15 protein-coding genes are annotated in these 14753 nt (G+C 58.6%); 5 read left to right on the plus strand and 10 right to left on the minus strand.

Annotation, left to right across the window (positions count from 1 at the left end; all coding sequences use genetic code 11):
* Positions 1 to 56 precede the first annotated feature (56 nt).
* The 4 genes from ACXX83_RS18880 to ACXX83_RS18895 form a co-directional block, all read right to left on the minus strand.
* The gene (locus tag ACXX83_RS18880; protein ID WP_217836214.1) at positions 57 to 803 is read right to left on the minus strand and encodes a YebC/PmpR family DNA-binding transcriptional regulator; all 747 of its coding nucleotides are present in this window, start codon (positions 801 to 803) and stop codon (positions 57 to 59) included.
* A 128-nt stretch (positions 804 to 931) separates the two neighbouring features.
* Entirely contained in the window at positions 932 to 2707 is a 1776-nt protein-coding gene (gene aspS, locus ACXX83_RS18885; RefSeq protein WP_007977331.1) for an aspartate--tRNA ligase, read from the minus strand.
* A gap of 121 nt (positions 2708 to 2828) precedes the next feature.
* Positions 2829 to 3050: an FmdB family zinc ribbon protein gene (locus ACXX83_RS18890; RefSeq protein ID WP_007977333.1), complete on the minus strand. Its 222-nt coding sequence runs from the start codon at positions 3048 to 3050 to the stop codon at positions 2829 to 2831.
* 136 nt (positions 3051 to 3186) lie between these two features.
* Entirely contained in the window at positions 3187 to 3522 is a 336-nt protein-coding gene (locus ACXX83_RS18895) for a ribbon-helix-helix domain-containing protein (RefSeq protein ID WP_217836215.1), read from the minus strand.
* 518 nt (positions 3523 to 4040) lie between these two features.
* On the opposite strand from ACXX83_RS18895, the gene ACXX83_RS18900 reads away from it, so the two are divergent.
* Positions 4041 to 4643: a cold-shock protein gene (locus ACXX83_RS18900; protein ID WP_095965394.1), complete on the plus strand. Its 603-nt coding sequence runs from the start codon at positions 4041 to 4043 to the stop codon at positions 4641 to 4643.
* Between the two features lie 65 nt (positions 4644 to 4708).
* Here the strand turns inward: ACXX83_RS18900 and ACXX83_RS18905 are convergent, their stop codons facing one another.
* Positions 4709 to 4915, minus strand: a complete 207-nt coding sequence (locus ACXX83_RS18905) for a SlyX family protein (protein ID WP_007977339.1) — start codon at positions 4913 to 4915, stop codon at positions 4709 to 4711.
* Between the two features lie 3 nt (positions 4916 to 4918).
* Positions 4919 to 5344, minus strand: a complete 426-nt coding sequence (locus ACXX83_RS18910; protein ID WP_217836216.1) for an HIT domain-containing protein — start codon at positions 5342 to 5344, stop codon at positions 4919 to 4921.
* Positions 5345 to 6252: 908 nt separating this feature from the next.
* On the opposite strand from ACXX83_RS18910, the gene ACXX83_RS18915 reads away from it, so the two are divergent.
* Complete coding sequence (locus ACXX83_RS18915) at positions 6253 to 7599, plus strand: OprD family porin (RefSeq protein WP_458549325.1); 1347 nt, start codon at positions 6253 to 6255, stop codon at positions 7597 to 7599.
* A gap of 141 nt (positions 7600 to 7740) precedes the next feature.
* On the opposite strand, the gene ACXX83_RS18920 is transcribed toward ACXX83_RS18915, so the two are convergent.
* Together ACXX83_RS18920 and ACXX83_RS18925 are read right to left on the minus strand one after the other, a co-directional pair.
* Complete coding sequence (locus ACXX83_RS18920) at positions 7741 to 8583, minus strand: mechanosensitive ion channel family protein (RefSeq protein WP_015096607.1); 843 nt, start codon at positions 8581 to 8583, stop codon at positions 7741 to 7743.
* A gap of 137 nt (positions 8584 to 8720) precedes the next feature.
* Positions 8721 to 9206 (minus strand): YajQ family cyclic di-GMP-binding protein, encoded by a 486-nt coding sequence (locus ACXX83_RS18925; RefSeq protein WP_007977344.1) that lies wholly within the window; start codon positions 9204 to 9206, stop codon positions 8721 to 8723.
* 135 nt (positions 9207 to 9341) lie between these two features.
* Between ACXX83_RS18925 and ACXX83_RS18930 the strand changes: the two genes are divergently transcribed.
* Genes ACXX83_RS18930 through ACXX83_RS18940 form a run of 3 tightly spaced genes read left to right on the plus strand, consistent with a single transcriptional unit; the run spans position 9342 to position 12925 of the window.
* A complete protein-coding gene (locus tag ACXX83_RS18930; RefSeq protein WP_458549326.1) occupies positions 9342 to 10259 on the plus strand; it encodes a putative 2-dehydropantoate 2-reductase in 918 nt (305 codons plus the stop codon).
* Positions 10260 to 10304: 45 nt separating this feature from the next.
* A complete protein-coding gene (locus ACXX83_RS18935; RefSeq protein WP_458550213.1) occupies positions 10305 to 12341 on the plus strand; it encodes a sensor histidine kinase in 2037 nt (678 codons plus the stop codon).
* A 2-nt stretch (positions 12342 to 12343) separates the two neighbouring features.
* Positions 12344 to 12925 (plus strand): cob(I)yrinic acid a,c-diamide adenosyltransferase, encoded by a 582-nt coding sequence (locus ACXX83_RS18940; RefSeq protein ID WP_458549327.1) that lies wholly within the window; start codon positions 12344 to 12346, stop codon positions 12923 to 12925.
* Positions 12926 to 13042: 117 nt separating this feature from the next.
* Here ACXX83_RS18940 and ACXX83_RS18945 read toward each other — a convergent pair whose 3' ends face one another.
* Both ACXX83_RS18945 and ACXX83_RS18950 read right to left on the minus strand, forming a co-directional pair.
* A complete protein-coding gene (locus ACXX83_RS18945; protein WP_458549328.1) occupies positions 13043 to 13987 on the minus strand; it encodes a Nudix family hydrolase in 945 nt (314 codons plus the stop codon).
* The gene (locus tag ACXX83_RS18950) at positions 13984 to 14616 is read right to left on the minus strand and encodes a glutathione S-transferase family protein (RefSeq protein WP_015096612.1); all 633 of its coding nucleotides are present in this window, start codon (positions 14614 to 14616) and stop codon (positions 13984 to 13986) included. Before ACXX83_RS18950 ends, ACXX83_RS18945 begins: the two co-directional genes overlap by 4 nt.
* Between the last annotated feature and the right edge of the window lie 137 nt (positions 14617 to 14753).

Genomic DNA, 14753 nt, shown 5'->3' on the forward strand with positions numbered 1-14753 from the left:
GAATATTAAACCGCTTTCGCGAGCAAGCCCGCTCCCACATGGATCGTGGCCACCCTTTAACCGAGCTGTGCGGCCACCGACTCCGGAATCTCCGCGTTGGAGTAGACGTTTTGCACGTCATCCAGGTCTTCGAGCATGTCGATCAGCTTGAGGACTTTCTCGGCGCCTTCCAGATCGAGCTCGGCGCTGGTGGTCGGCAGCATGACGATTTCCGCGTCGTCACCCTTGAAGCCCGCCGCTTCCAGTGCGTTACGCACGGAATAGAATCCGGCAAACGAGGTGAAAACGTCGATCGAACCGTCTTCGTTGGTCACCACGTCATCGGCGTCGGCTTCCATGGCCGCTTCCATCAGCGCGTCTTCGTCAGCGCCGGCAGCGAAGGAGATCTGCCCCTTGCGCTCGAACAGATAGGCCACCGAACCGTCAGTCCCGAGGTTGCCGCCACACTTGCTGAACGCATGGCGAACCGCGGCCGCGGTACGGTTACGGTTGTCGGTCATGCATTCAACCATCACCGCCACGCCGCCTGGACCATAACCTTCGTAGGTCAGCTCGACCACGTCGTCGGTGTCGGCAGCGCCGGTACCGCGGGCGATGGCACGATCAATGATGTCGCGGCTCATGTTGGCACCCAGGGCCTTGTCCAGGGCCAGGCGCAGACGCGGATTGGAGCCTGGATCACCACCACCCTGACGGGCAGCAACGGTCAGCTCACGAATCCACTTGGTGAAGATCTTGCCCCTCTTGGCATCCTGACGTTCTTTGCGGTGCTTGATGTTCGCCCACTTGGAATGACCTGCCATAACTCGCTCCGAATTCTCTTTGAAACATTGCCCGCCGCGCTGTATTGCGCCGGCCGGCAAACAAAAATCTTGAACAGCTCTGCCTATAAAGAAAGGGCGCATCCGCAGATGCGCCCTTCGGGTCAGCCTTACTCGGCCTTAGGCGTTTCACGCAGACGAATGTGCAACTCGCGCAATGCCTTGGCATCCACCTGGCCCGGTGCCTGGGTCATGACATCGGCCGCGCTCTGGGTTTTCGGGAAGGCGATCACTTCACGGATCGACTGGGCGCCGGTCATCAGCATCACCAGACGGTCCAGGCCGAAGGCCAGGCCACCGTGCGGCGGAGCGCCGTATTTCAGGGCGTCGAGCAGGAAGCCGAATTTCTCTTCCTGTTCCACTTCGTTGATGCCCAGCAGACGGAAGACCGCTTGCTGCATCTCTTTGCGGTGGATACGGATCGAACCGCCACCCAGCTCGGTGCCGTTCAACACCATGTCGTAGGCACGGGACAGAGCGCCCGCCGGGTTGGCTTCCAACTCCGCCGGGGAGCACTTCGGCGCGGTGAACGGGTGGTGCAAGGCACTGAAGCTGCCGTCGTCGTTCTCTTCGAACATCGGGAAGTCAACGACCCACATCGGAGCCCATTCGCAGGTCAGCAGGCTCAGGTCGTGACCGAGCTTGATGCGCAATGCGCCCAACGCTTCGCTGACGATCTTGGCCTTGTCGGCACCGAAGAACACGATGTCGCCGTCAACTGCACCAACACGATCCAGAATCACGTTGAGGTTGGCTTCAGGGATGTTCTTCACGATCGGCGATTGCAGACCGTCAACGCCATTCGCACGCTCGTTGACCTTGATGTACGCCAAGCCTTTTGCACCGTAGATGCCGACAAACTTGGTGTAGTCGTCGATCTGCTTGCGCGGCATGCTCGCGCCGCCAGGCACGCGCAGGGCGGCGATGCGGCATTTCGGGTCGTTGGCCGGGCCGCTGAACACCTTGAAGTCGACTTCCTTGAGCTGGTCGGCCACGTCAACCAGTTCCAGCGGGTTACGCAGGTCTGGCTTGTCGGAACCGTAGCGGCGCATGGCTTCTTCGAAGGTCATGTGCGGGAACTCGCCGAATTCCAGGCCCAGCACTTCCTTGAACAGGTTGCGGATCATTTGCTCGGTCAGGCCCATGATCTCTTTTTCATCGAGGAAGCTGGTCTCGATGTCGATCTGGGTGAATTCCGGCTGACGGTCGGCACGCAGGTCTTCGTCGCGGAAGCACTTGGCGATCTGGTAGTAACGGTCGAAGCCGGCCACCATCAGCAGTTGCTTGAACAGCTGCGGCGATTGCGGCAAGGCGAAGAACGAACCGGCATGAGTACGGCTCGGCACCAGGTAGTCGCGCGCGCCTTCCGGGGTAGCCCGGGTCAGGATCGGCGTCTCGACGTCGAGGAAGCCGTTCTCGTCCAGGAAGCGACGGATGCTGGTGGTCATGCGCGAACGCAGACGCAGCTTCTCGGCCATTTCCGGGCGACGCAGGTCGAGGAAGCGATAGCGCAGGCGGGTTTCTTCGCCGACGTCGGAGAACTCGTTCAGCGGGAACGGCGGGGTTTCCGATTCGTTCAGCACTTCCAGCTCGTAGCCGAGGACTTCGATCATGCCCGACGCCATGTTGGCGTTGGTCGCACCGGCCGGACGCAGGCGAACCTTGCCGGTGATCTTCACGACGTACTCGCTGCGCACGCGATCGGCTGCGGCGAAGGTTTCAGCGCGGTCCGGATCGAACACGACCTGGGCCAGACCATCACGATCACGGATATCGAGGAAAATCACCCCACCGTGGTCACGGCGACGGTGAACCCATCCGCAAAGGGTAATTTCCTGGCCGTCCAGGCTTTCGTTCAGTTGGCCGCAATAATGGCTGCGCATCATGGTCGTGGTTTCACTTCTCGTAATTCGAAATTCGGTTGGAGATCCTACAGCAGCCCTGCCTTTAAAAAGTCGCCGGGTGATGCAAGAACTCGCGTGTGTCGTTCAATTCAGGTGCAGGACCTTAGTCAGCTTTGTCGCCGCCGGCCAGGTTCTTCTTGGAACCGGTCTTGAAATCGGTTTCGTACCAACCCGTGCCGCTGAGGCGAAAGCCCGGCATGGACAGCATTTTCTTAAGCTCTGGCGCCTGACAGGCAGGGCAGTCGACCAGCGGTGCATCGCTGATCTTTTGAATGGCTTCCAACTGATGACCACAGGAAGCACATTGATAATCGTACATCGGCATGGAGGTTGTCTCGGCGATCAGATTGCTACCGCACACGCAGGGTTTCGCGGCAAAGAGCGGGATTATATCCATTAAATGCGGCCTGTGCAGCCGTAAGACTGCACAGACCGACACTCTGCCGTTTTCGCCGCCCTGACTAGGCGGTGACGATGCATCCCCCTTCCTTGAGGCTGTGTACGACACAGACAACCCGCACCAATCCACTGAAATTCCTGACACCGCCATGACGCAAGTGAACTTCGCGATCCACATGGGATAACAGGCTACTGACCGAACAACCGTTGGCCCGGGCCATCCCTCCCAAAATATCCCAATAAACCTGCTCAAGCCGCAAACAGGTAGCGAAGCCATTCAATCGTACGGAGCGGGACAAGGGCTGGGCCAATCCCATATCGAATTCACGAACAAACGGATCAACCCTTACATCCCTGTGCGAACCGTATCGCCCCTCTTCTTGCCTTTGATAAACCATAACGCTGACACTCCTTTGCCATCCTGGTTTCTTAAAGCGCAACTGCCTGTCGACTTATAAAAACGCAGGTGCAAAGGTGTTTTCCAGCCGACTTTATGACCCTCGACGTAGGATAAGCCAACAACTTATGGCAGACCCTGGAGATCGTCCTACTCCGGACGTTTTCCCACACAGTGAAGCGATGCCCCCTTCAGAAACAACCTATGGAATGGCGTAGGAAAGAAGAGCGCCAAGCATCCATGCGACTGCATACACGGATCAGCAAGTCACTTGCCTTACCGCCGCCCCGGAACTTCGGGCAACCTGCGGCAAATCACCGCCAAAGAGCCGCCGGACGCCCTGATTTGAGTAGCCTGCGGCTTTGCTGTTAAATAGACGACGTGTCGCCAGTGCCTATTTTTCCGGGCACGGCGCATAGGCTGATACCGGGCACGTGTCCAACGCCTCTTTATTGTCTTGAAGCGAACCGTGCGCCATCAGCTCTTCCTTGTGAGCTGTCTTAACGTGAGTTAATCAAAATGTTGAAAATCGTCCATCTGTTGATAGGCGCAGCAGCCTTGCTGCTGTCCTTCATCCCTAGCCTGCACCCTGAAGCCTTGCCTTACCTGCAACAACCTGATGCGCTGTACCTGGCCTTTTTCGGCCTGCTCAATCTCACGCTTGCACCTGTCATCCCTTACTGGAACAAAGGTCCGCGCCACCAACTGCAAAACCTGGTCAGTGTCCTGCTGGCTCTGGCGGTAGTCCTGCAGACTCTGACGCTGATCGCGCCGATGCCTGTCATCGCCGGTCAACCTGCCGTTCTGTTCAGCCTGGTCGCAGCCCTGATCGCTGTTGCCCTGCACCTGGGTATCAGCTTCTACAAATCGTCACCGGTCGCTGCCTCGCCAAGCTACGACATGAGCAACCGCGATACTGGCACCGTCAAGTGGTTCAACACGTCCAAAGGCTTCGGCTTCATTTCCCGCGACTCCGGCGACGATATCTTCGTCCACTTCCGGGCCATTCGCGGTGAAGGCCACCGTGTCCTTGTAGAAGGCCAGCGCGTGGAATTCTCTGTCATGAATCGTGACAAGGGCCTGCAAGCCGAAGATGTGATCGCCGCACTGCCGCGTCGCTGATTCAAGGCTGAAAAAAAACCGCGCACAGCCTGGCTGTACGCGGTTTTTTAATGCCTGCATGTTGGTTAGTAGTGCGGCGGTGGCGCTTCCTCTTCGAACGATTCGAACTGGCCGACCATTTCCTCCTGCCGTTTGAGCAACGCAGCCATTTGCAGTTGAAGACGCTCGACCACCCGCTGCTGCGCGACCAGCACATCATTCAATGCCTGGATGGTGTCATCCTGAAAGGCCAGGCGGCTTTCAAGGTCGGTAACGCGTTCTTCCAGGCTCATGGTTCAGCCCTCCAGAAACGTAAAGTCATCGGTCAATATCAGACGCAAACGCTCGCGAATGGCGGCAATCTGCTCCGAAGTGTAGGGTTTTGCCGGATGCCTGCCCCAAACTGGCGCTGGCCAGGCGGCATCTTCGTGCTTGCGCACAATCACGTGCATGTGCAACTGGCTGACGACATTGCCCAGCGCCGCAACATTCAATTTGTCCGCATCGAACGAGTCCTTGAGCACTTGCGAAAGCGCCGTCGTCTCCTGCCAAAGCTGCAGCTGGTCTGCGACATCCAACTGAAATATCTCGCTGATAGCCTCACGACGAGGTACCAGGATGAACCAGGGATAGTTCGAGTCGTTCGACAACAGTAACCGGCAGAGCGGAAAGTCCCCGATCGGTAACGTGTCTTGTTGAAGTCGTGGATCTAAAGCGAACACTGCGCGTACTCCCGCCGGGTCATCATTTTTCAGCTTAGCGCCCATCCAGAGGAGCGGCGCACCAAGCGACCGGACGGCAGCATACCTGCGAACGACGCACGCTTCACAGCGAACCTTGCACAGACGCCACGAATACCAGCTTAAAGCTGACAGCCTGCCCCCGGATGAGACACTTTTCGACGCCGCGCACCACCACAGAACCGGTCAGCCGAAAAAAACGCCGAAATGACTGATAAACAACGAAGAGTTCGCGTCAGTCACTCGATCAACAGGAATGAACTCAGCGCAAAATTAAAAATTTTTGCACCAAAACCGCACAGCGGGTCTACGCTGGACGCTTCGACATCCGCCATTTACTCACTGGCGGGGTGAACCGGTAACATTTTTGGTTGTCAGGCAGTCGGCCAGAAGGGTGCAACATGATGTGAGGCAAATCGTCAAGCTCACAGCAATGGCGCTTGAACACCCCGATTTTATGAGGTTTTTACAGCGTCAGAGAGTCAATTTGAAAAAACCGTAGCAAAACTTGATTTTGTGCACGCTTGTTGCATACATACCCAACATCACCTGAGTGACACCCGCTGGAAGTGGGGGCATTCAGGCAAAAAAGACAGTGGCAAGGTAGCCCGATGGAGATTCAAACGTTTCACCAGGACTCTTTTTACCGATACCCAGGCTCAGAAAACAGCATTAAAGTTGTCAGCCCGGTTGCGTCGGAGCTCGAAATTTGCGACATCTACCTCGCTGTTTGCGACATGGTCGTAAAGAAGGCGAAAGGTTAGATACGCAAGTATCGCCAACATTGTCGGCGTGATATAAGTTTGCGCCGACACAAAAAGAAAGAGCCGCCCAGATAATAAAACAGGTGGGACGGCAGTACTCTTCTAAAACCAAAGGAGCAAATCACGATGCGCGTGATGAAGTGGAGCATGATCGCACTGGCAGTTGCAGCAGCAGCCAGTACCCAATTGGCTACGGCCGCACCTTTCGTAAGTGACCAGGCTGAAGCCAAAGGTTTTGTTGAAGACAGCACCCTGAACTTGCTGGTTCGCAACTACTACTTCAACCGTGATAACAAAGACGGTGCCCGAGACCAGAAAGACTGGACCCAGGGCATCTGGGCTAACTACAGCTCCGGTTACACCCAAGGCCTGATCGGTGTCGGCGTTGATGCGTACGGTTACCTGGCAATCAAGCTGGACGGTGGTGACGGCACTAGCGGTAGCGGCAACATGAGCCGTAGCGACACCGTTAACGCCAACGGTTCTCGCGATGTCAACGACAGCCAGGGTAAAGCCGGTGGCGCCGTTAAATTCCGCGTTTCCAAAACCGAGCTGAAAGTCGGCGACATGCAGCCAAGCACTTCCCCAGTGTTCGCTGTGGGCGGCTCCCGTATCCTGCCGCAAACTGCCAGCGGTATCCAACTGCAGAGCAGCGAGATCAAAGACCTTGACCTCGAGGCCGGTCACTTCTACTCGGGTAGCAGCCAGGACAAAAACGCCCGTGACGGCGACCTGTTTGCAACCTACGCCGGGGTTTCCGCCAACAAGATCGACTACTTCGGCGGCAAGTACGGCATCACCGACAACCTGTCGGCATCGCTGTACGGCGCCAAGCTGGAAGACATCTGGAACCAGTACTACGCCAACCTGAACTACACCATCCCGCTGGGCGGCGACGAATCGCTGAACCTGGACGGTAACATCTACAACACCAAAGACACTGGTGATGCCAAAGCCGGCGATATCAGCAACACCACGTACTCCCTGGCTGCTGCTTTCTCGTTCCTGAAAGCACACACCATTACCCTGGGCTTCCAGAAGGTCAACGGTGACACTCCGTTCGACTACATCGGTATTGGCAAGAACAACCGCGGCGGCGACTCGATCTTCCTCGCCAACTCCATCCAGTACTCTGACTTCAACGCTCCGAACGAGAAGTCTGCCCAGGTTCGTTACGACCTGAAAATGGCTGAGTACGGCGTTCCAGGTCTGAGCTTCATGACCCGTTACGTTAAAGGTTGGGACATCGACGGTACCAACACTCCAGCCAACAGCGCTTACGCTGGCCTGTACGGTGCGGATGGCAAGCACAACGAGACCAACTTCGAAGCCAAGTACGTTGTTCAGACTGGCCCGGCAAAAGACCTGTCCTTCCGTATTCGTCAAGCATGGCACTTCGCTAACGCTGACGAAGGTGAAGGCGACGTGAAAGAGTTCCGTTTCATCGTCGACTACCCGCTGTCGGTTTTGTAATCGCATCCAGTTAGTTTGCGGTAACAAAACAAAAGGCCCATCTTCGGATGGGCCTTTTTTGTTGTCCGTGCAAATTGTTCAATTATTGAACAATCGCCCTACATGTCTGACCGAAAAGTCAGGCATATATGACAAAGTCAATCACTGCACTGCGGACTCCTGAACCACGCGAATAACCCGCTGTGGAAATGGAATATCGATGCCGGCCTCTCTCAAACGATCACGGGACAGTTCGTTGAACATGAACATCACATCCCAATAATCCGCTGTCTTCACCCAGACACGCAGGGAAACAGTGATAGAACTGTCACCCAATGTCGAAATGACTGCCTGAGGTTCCGGGTCAGTCAATACACGCGGATCCGTGGCCAACTCCAGCAACACTTCCCGAGCTTTCTGCAAGTCCGCTTCATAATCGACGCCCACATCAAACACGACTTTGCGGGTCGGCTGGCGATTGGTGTTGGTGATAATGCCGTTGGACAGATTACCGTTGGGTACGATGATGGTCTTGTTGTCACCGGTGCGCAGTACGGTATGGAAAATCTGGATGCTGTCGACGGTGCCGGCAACCCCCTGAGCCTCGATCCAGTCGCCGATTCGAAACGGACGGAACAGCAAGATCAACACGCCGCCGGCGAAGTTCGCCAGGCTGCCCTGCAAAGCCAGGCCAATGGCCAGGCCCGCCGCACCAATCGCTGCCACAAACGAAGTGGTTTCCACACCGATCATCGAGGCTACGCTGACGACCAGCAGGATCTTGAGGATGATATTCGCCAGGCTGCTGATAAAGCCCTGCAGCGCCAGGTCAGCATTGCGCAATGCAATCAGACCGCCGAGCTTTTTCGTGACTTTGTTGATCAGCCACCAGCCGATGGCCAGGGTGATGACCGCCAGCAGTACGCGACTGCCGTATTCCATGATCATCGGGATCCAGGTTTGGGATACCTTGACCAGGTTGTCTACCTCAGCGCTTAAATCCATCTACTTTCTCCTGTTTTCCGGCTATGCGGCATGCGTAAAAAAAGCGGCAGAAAGATCGAACCGCGACGGGTTCAATCGTTTCTGCCGTTGCTTGGGTCTGCGACGTCACAAACGCCAAGAGGTTCCCGCTTTCAAGGTCAGTCGCGGAAGTTGTTGAACTGCAGCGGCATACCAAACTCTTTGGCCCGCAGCACAGCAATGGCTTCTTGCAGGTCATCACGCTTCTTGCCGGTAATACGAACCTGCTCGCCCTGAATGGCCGCCTGGACCTTGAGCTTGGCGTCTTTGACGTGAGCGACGATTTTCTTCGCCAGTTCCTTGTCGATGCCTTCCTTGAGGACGGCTTCCTGCTTCATCAGCTTGCCCGACGCGAAGGCATCCTTGACTTCGAGGCACTGCACGTCGATTTTGCGCTTGACCAGAGCCAGCTTGAGGATCTCAATCATCGCTTCGAGCTGGAAATCCGCTTCTGCGGTCAGGTTGACGGTCAGGTCTTTTTCCTTGAACTCGAAGCTGCCTTTGCCTTTCAGGTCATAACGACGATCGAGTTCCTTGACGGCGTTCTCGACCGCGTTGGTGACTTCGTGTTTGTCCAGTTCGGATACCACGTCGAACGACGGCATGTAATCTCTCCAAATTTAAAGGCGCACCGATGGAGCGCGCCTGGCTTGCGGTTAAAATCCGCGCTGATTATAACGGGTCTTTCCTATCATTCACTGTGAGCTGCCGATGCACGCCTTAAACAGAGCAAAAAGCTGATGCCCACCACCTGGCATGTACTCGGCGCCGGCAGCCTCGGCACTTTATGGGCAACACGTCTGGCACGGACTGGCGTGCCGGTCAGGCTGATCCTGCGGGACACCGCGAGACTGCAGGCCTATGAAGCTGCAGGTGGATTGACACTGGTGGAACACGGCCAGGCGCAACACTACGCCGTGCCCGCCGAAACAGCGGACAGCAGCGAGCCGATCAACCGCCTGCTGGTGGCGTGCAAGGCCTACGATACCGAAAGCGCGGTGGCCCGACTGGCGTCACGCCTGGCCCCCGGCGCCGAACTGATCCTGCTGCAAAATGGCCTGGGCAGCCAGGACGCGGTGGCCGCACAGGTTCCCCAGGCACGCTGCATCTATGCCTCGAGCACCGAAGGCGCCTTCCGCGATGGCGATTGGCGTGTGGTGTTTGCAGGACATGGCTTCACCTGGCTGGGAGATGCGAGCCATCCGGTCGCGCCGATCTGGCTCGATGACTTGAGCGCTGCCGGCATCCCTCACGAGTGGAGCACCGACATTCTGACCAGGCTGTGGCGCAAGCTGGCTCTCAACTGTGCGATCAACCCGCTGACGGTGCTGCACGATTGCCGCAACGGCGGTTTGCAGCAACATCAGTGCGAAGTGGCCACCCTGTGCGGTGAACTGGTGGAGTTGCTTGAGCGTTGCGGTCAGCCGGCAGCCGCCGAAAACCTGCAGCAAGAAGTCGAACGGGTGATTCACGCCACCGCGGCCAACTACTCGTCGATGCATCAGGACGTAACGAGCCAGCGCCGCACGGAAATCAGCTACCTGCTGGGCTACGCCTGCAAAGTGGCCGGGCGTCATCAACTGAACCTGCCTCACCTCAATCAACTTCAGGCAAGGTTGATCGCGCGCCTGCAAAGCCTTGGATTGCCCAGCGACTGAGCAGCGGCTACGCTGGCCACTTGTTCCTTGTCTGCGATGAATCCGATGCCATTGCGCCAGCGCCTTGAAAACCTGCCCGTCGGCCAGAAACTGCTGGCCGCCCTGCTGGTACTGATGGTCACCGTCCTGCTGGTTGCCAACCTGACCTTTATCAGCGCCGCGTACTACATCTCCCAGGAAAGCATGGCGCCCCAGGCCCTGCAGACCATCGGCCGGCTTGTGTCCAACCCGAGCCTGGCCTCCGAAGCCCTGGCGTCACCGCAAAGCGCCGAGCGCCTGCTGAATGAACTCAACAGCTATTCACCGTTGCGCGCGGCAGCCCTGTATGACGCAAAGGGTGAGCGGTTGGCGCAATTGCAGCATGGCGACAATCTGGAGCTGCCCAAACATTTCCGGCACATCGAAGACTGGCAGGTCACCGAGTTTCGCACCAATCAAGTCATCCCCCTCTCCCGCCCCGGTGCTGCACCGGGACATTTGCTGCTGGTCGCCAGCAGTGAACTGCCAGTGGCGTTCTACACCGGGACCCTGACGGCCAGCCTGGGCATTCTGATCTTCAGCGTGTTGCTGTGGCTGATCATTGCCCGCCAGATCAAGCGCCTGATCACCCGGCCGATCCACCAGCTCGAAGAGTTGTCGCGGCAGGTCACCCGTGAAGAAAACTACGCATTGCGCGCTTCACGAGGAAACCACGATGAAATCGGCAGCCTCGCCGAGGCGTTCAACACCATGCTCTCGCGGATCGAGGCCAGGGAGCAGCAACTCAAGCGGGCTCGGGACGACTCCCAGGCCGCTTACGACCAGGCCCAGGGTCTGGCGGAAGAAACCCGCCACACCAACCGCAAACTGGAGCTCGAAGTCCAGGTGCGCAGCAAGATCGAGAAAAAGCTCACGGGCTTTCAGAACTACCTCAACAGCATCATCGACTCCATGCCGTCGGCGCTGATCGCCCTCGACGAACAGCTCTACGTGACTCAATGGAACCAGGAGGCCAGCGCCCTGTCCGGCACACGCCTCGATGAAGCCCTGAACCAGCCCATCTTCCTCGCCTTCGAACCGCTCAAGCCGTTCTTGCCGCAACTCAAGGAAACGGTCGAGCAGCATACGGTGGCCAAAATCGAACGTGTCACCTGGCTCAAGGACGACGAGCCCCGCCACTACGCCCTGACTTTCTATCCGCTGATGGGCGGTGCCGGGCGTGGCGTGGTGATCCGGATCGACGACATCACCCAGCGCCTGTCCCTGGAAGAAATGATGGTGCAGTCGGAGAAAATGCTGTCGGTAGGTGGTCTTGCCGCCGGCATGGCTCACGAGATCAACAACCCGCTGGGTGCGATCCTGCACAACGTGCAAAACATTCGCCGACGCCTGTCCCCCGAGCTGCCGAAAAACCTGGAAGTGGCCGAACAGGCCGGCATCGAACTGGCGACGGTCAATCAGTATCTGAAAATCCGCGAAGTGCCACAGTTGCTCGACGGTATCCAGCAGGCCGGTGCCCGGGCCGCAAAAATCGTCACCCACATGCTCAGTTTCAGCCGTCGCAGCACCCGCCAGATGGCCCCGTGCGATCTGCCCGCCCTGATTGATCAGGCGGTGGAAATTGCCGGCAACGATTTCGACCTGGCGATCGGCTTCGACTTCAAGGGTCAGGCCATCATTCGTCAGTTCGACCCGGCGCTGGGCCCGGTCCCCGGCACCGCCAACGAATTGGAACAAGTACTGCTCAACCTGTTGAAAAACGCTGCGCAAGCCATTCACCAGCGCGAGGACGACAGCGAGCCGGGGCGGATCATTCTGCGCACCCGGCTGAACCCGCCATGGGCGGAAATCCAGGTCGAGGACAACGGCATCGGCATGAGTGAAAGCGTGCGCAAACGGACCTTCGAACCCTTCTTCACCACCAAGGAAATCGGTCAGGGCACCGGACTTGGGCTGTCGGTGTCGTACTTCATCATCACCAATAACCACAAAGGGCAGATGGAAGTGCAATCGACCCTGGGCCAAGGCACTTGCTTCACCTTGCGCCTGCCCCTGGCGAGCACACCACCTGTCGCGCAAGAACTCAATCTGCTATCGAGGTAACCATGGGCTTTCGTCTGTCGAAGATTTACACCCGCACTGGCGACAAAGGCGAGACCGGGCTGGGTGATGGCCGTCGCGTCCCCAAGGATCACCCGCGGATCGAGGCCATTGGCGAAGTCGATACGCTCAACAGTCAGGTGGGCGTGTTGCTGGCCGGGTTAGCGGCGCAAACGGATACTTTTGCCGGCTTGCAGGAAGTGATCGAGGTTTTGGCGCCCTGCCAGCATCGATTGTTTGATCTGGGCGGCGAGCTGGCAATGCCGGTGTATCAGGCCTTGAATGCAACGGAAATCGAGCGCCTGGAAGCGGCGATCGATGCGTGGAATGAAGAGTTGGGACCACTGGAAAACTTCATATTGCCCGGCGGCTCGGCGCTGATTGCCCAGGCCCATGTCTGCCGTAGCCTGGCGCGCAGTGCCGAGCGGCGGTGCCAGCAATTGAATGCGATTGAGCCGTTGGCCGGGGTTGGCCTGGCGTACATCAATCGGTTATCGGATTTGTTGTTTGTCGCAGCAAGGCTGATTGCCAAGCGTCAGGGCGTGGCCGAGATTCTATGGCAGCCGGCGGCGAAGCCTGAGGTTTAGCCAGCGCCTGTCAGGGCCCCTTCGCGAGCAAGCCCGCTCCCACAGGTTTTGTGTGCGCCACAAATCCACTGTGGGAGCGGGCTTGCCCGCGAAGAGGCCAGCAGGAACGCTACAAAATCAGGCCTCAGGCCAGAACGCCCGAATCCCCGCCACACCCTGCGCGCCCGCCGCCCAGGCTTTCTCGACCTCGGCCGGGCCAACGCCACCCAGCAGGAACACCGGCTTGCTGAAGCCCTCGATCAGGCTCGACGCCTGCTCCCAACCCAACGGCTCGGCGCCAGGATGCGTCAGGGTGGGTTGCACCGGCGACAGAGTCACGAAATCCACCCCCATCTGTTCGGCCAGCGCCAGCTCTTCAGCGTTATGGCACGACGCCGCCAGCCAGCGCGATGCCGGTAGCGGTCGGCCAGCCGCTGCGTATTTGCGCAACTGCGCCGAAGTGATGTGCCAACCCGCGGACGGGAAGTCGCCCAACCACTCGAACGGCCCCTTGATCATCAATTGTGCCTTGCCGGCACACAGGCCCACCGCATCGACAGCCAGGTCGCGATATTTGGGATCGTAACCGTTCGGTGCGCGCAACTGGATCAGCTTCATGCCACCGGCAATGGCCTTCTGGATGCCACGCAGCAACGCCGGGGTTTCCAGATCTTCCGGGGTAATCAGGTACTGCGATGACAATCGGGCTGCCGCGACGATCGGCTGATTGGCCGCCGGGAACTCGTAACCCGACAGATCGCGGGGCGACACCCAGGCCAGCGGTTGGCCTTCGGCGCCGTGGGGCTCGCCGCTAAACGCCGAGACTTCCCAGACATCCAGCAACACCTGCTTGTCCGGGTAATCGTGCCGGACCTTGATCAGCGGGCGCGCCGCGTCGACCACGATGCCCAGCTCTTCATGGAGCTCACGGGCCAGTGCGGTTTCGACCGACTCGTCGGCCTCGACCTTGCCTCCGGGAAACTCCCACAGGCCGCCCTGGTGCTGCGAAGCGGCACGGCGGGCGATCAGGATCTGGCCACTGCCATCGCGGATGACGGCGGCGGCGACATGGACTCGCTTCACTTTTCCAACTCCTCCAGTCCGGCCTTCTGCCAGGCCTTGAACGCCGGCCATTGGTAGAGGGTTTCAACATAGGCTTCGTCAGCCGCGGACAGTTTCACCCGATAGGTACGCAGACGAACGGCGATGGGTGCAAAGAACGCGTCGGCCAACGTGATGCGGCCAAACAGGTACGGACCGCTCTCGGTCGCAGCGGCACGACACTCGGCCCACAGCGCCGACATGCGCTCGATGTCCGCCTGGACATCGGCCGGGACCGGCGACAACGCTGCGTCATGGCTCAGGTCGAACGGCATGTTGCCGCGCATGGCGAAAAAGCCGCTGTGCATCTGCGCGCACGCCGAACGCGCCTGGGCACGGGCGGCGGTGTCTTTGGGCCACAGGTTCGCATCGGGGAACCGTTCTGCCAGGTATTCGGCAATCGCCAGGGAGTCGGCGATGGTGCCGTGTTCGGTCTTCAGCAGCGGGACCTTGGCGGTCGGCGAATGCTTGAGCAGGCGCTCGCGGGTGTCCGGCTGGTTCAGCTTGATCAGTTCTTCGGTGTAGGAGGCGCCAGCCAGATCGAGGGCCAGAGCGCCGCGCAGGGACCAGGAGGAATGCAATTTGTCGCCGATGATCAGGTGCAGGCTCATAGTCAGGACCTTTTGATGAGGGGGACAGGCCAAAATCTCTAGCGTCTGGTCGTCAGTCTTCGCGAGCAAGCCCGCTCCCACAGTGTCACCATTGAACCCTGTGGGAGCGGGCTTGTTCGCGAATGGAGCGACTCGAT

The organism is Pseudomonas sp. GNP012 (assembly GCF_054343835.1).

Bases quoted from the DNA above. Each gene is read 5' to 3' on its own strand.
- ACXX83_RS18935 (WP_458550213.1), top strand. From the start codon at position 10,305: ATGCCATTGCGCCAGCGCCTTGAAAACCTGCCCGTCGGCCAGAAACTG.
- aspS (WP_007977331.1), bottom strand. From the start codon at position 2,707: ATGATGCGCAGCCATTATTGCGGCCAACTGAACGAAAGCCTGGACGGC.
- ACXX83_RS18895 (WP_217836215.1), bottom strand. From the start codon at position 3,522: ATGGTTTATCAAAGGCAAGAAGAGGGGCGATACGGTTCGCACAGGGAT.
- ACXX83_RS18905 (WP_007977339.1), bottom strand. From the start codon at position 4,915: ATGAGCCTGGAAGAACGCGTTACCGACCTTGAAAGCCGCCTGGCCTTT.
- ACXX83_RS18880 (WP_217836214.1), bottom strand. From the start codon at position 803: ATGGCAGGTCATTCCAAGTGGGCGAACATCAAGCACCGCAAAGAACGT.
- ACXX83_RS18920 (WP_015096607.1), bottom strand. From the start codon at position 8,583: ATGGATTTAAGCGCTGAGGTAGACAACCTGGTCAAGGTATCCCAAACC.
- ACXX83_RS18900 (WP_095965394.1), top strand. From the start codon at position 4,041: ATGTTGAAAATCGTCCATCTGTTGATAGGCGCAGCAGCCTTGCTGCTG.
- ACXX83_RS18940 (WP_458549327.1), top strand. From the start codon at position 12,344: ATGGGCTTTCGTCTGTCGAAGATTTACACCCGCACTGGCGACAAAGGC.
- ACXX83_RS18915 (WP_458549325.1), top strand. From the start codon at position 6,253: ATGCGCGTGATGAAGTGGAGCATGATCGCACTGGCAGTTGCAGCAGCA.
- ACXX83_RS18950 (WP_015096612.1), bottom strand. From the start codon at position 14,616: ATGAGCCTGCACCTGATCATCGGCGACAAATTGCATTCCTCCTGGTCC.
- ACXX83_RS18925 (WP_007977344.1), bottom strand. From the start codon at position 9,206: ATGCCGTCGTTCGACGTGGTATCCGAACTGGACAAACACGAAGTCACC.
- ACXX83_RS18930 (WP_458549326.1), top strand. From the start codon at position 9,342: ATGCCCACCACCTGGCATGTACTCGGCGCCGGCAGCCTCGGCACTTTA.
- ACXX83_RS18890 (WP_007977333.1), bottom strand. From the start codon at position 3,050: ATGCCGATGTACGATTATCAATGTGCTTCCTGTGGTCATCAGTTGGAA.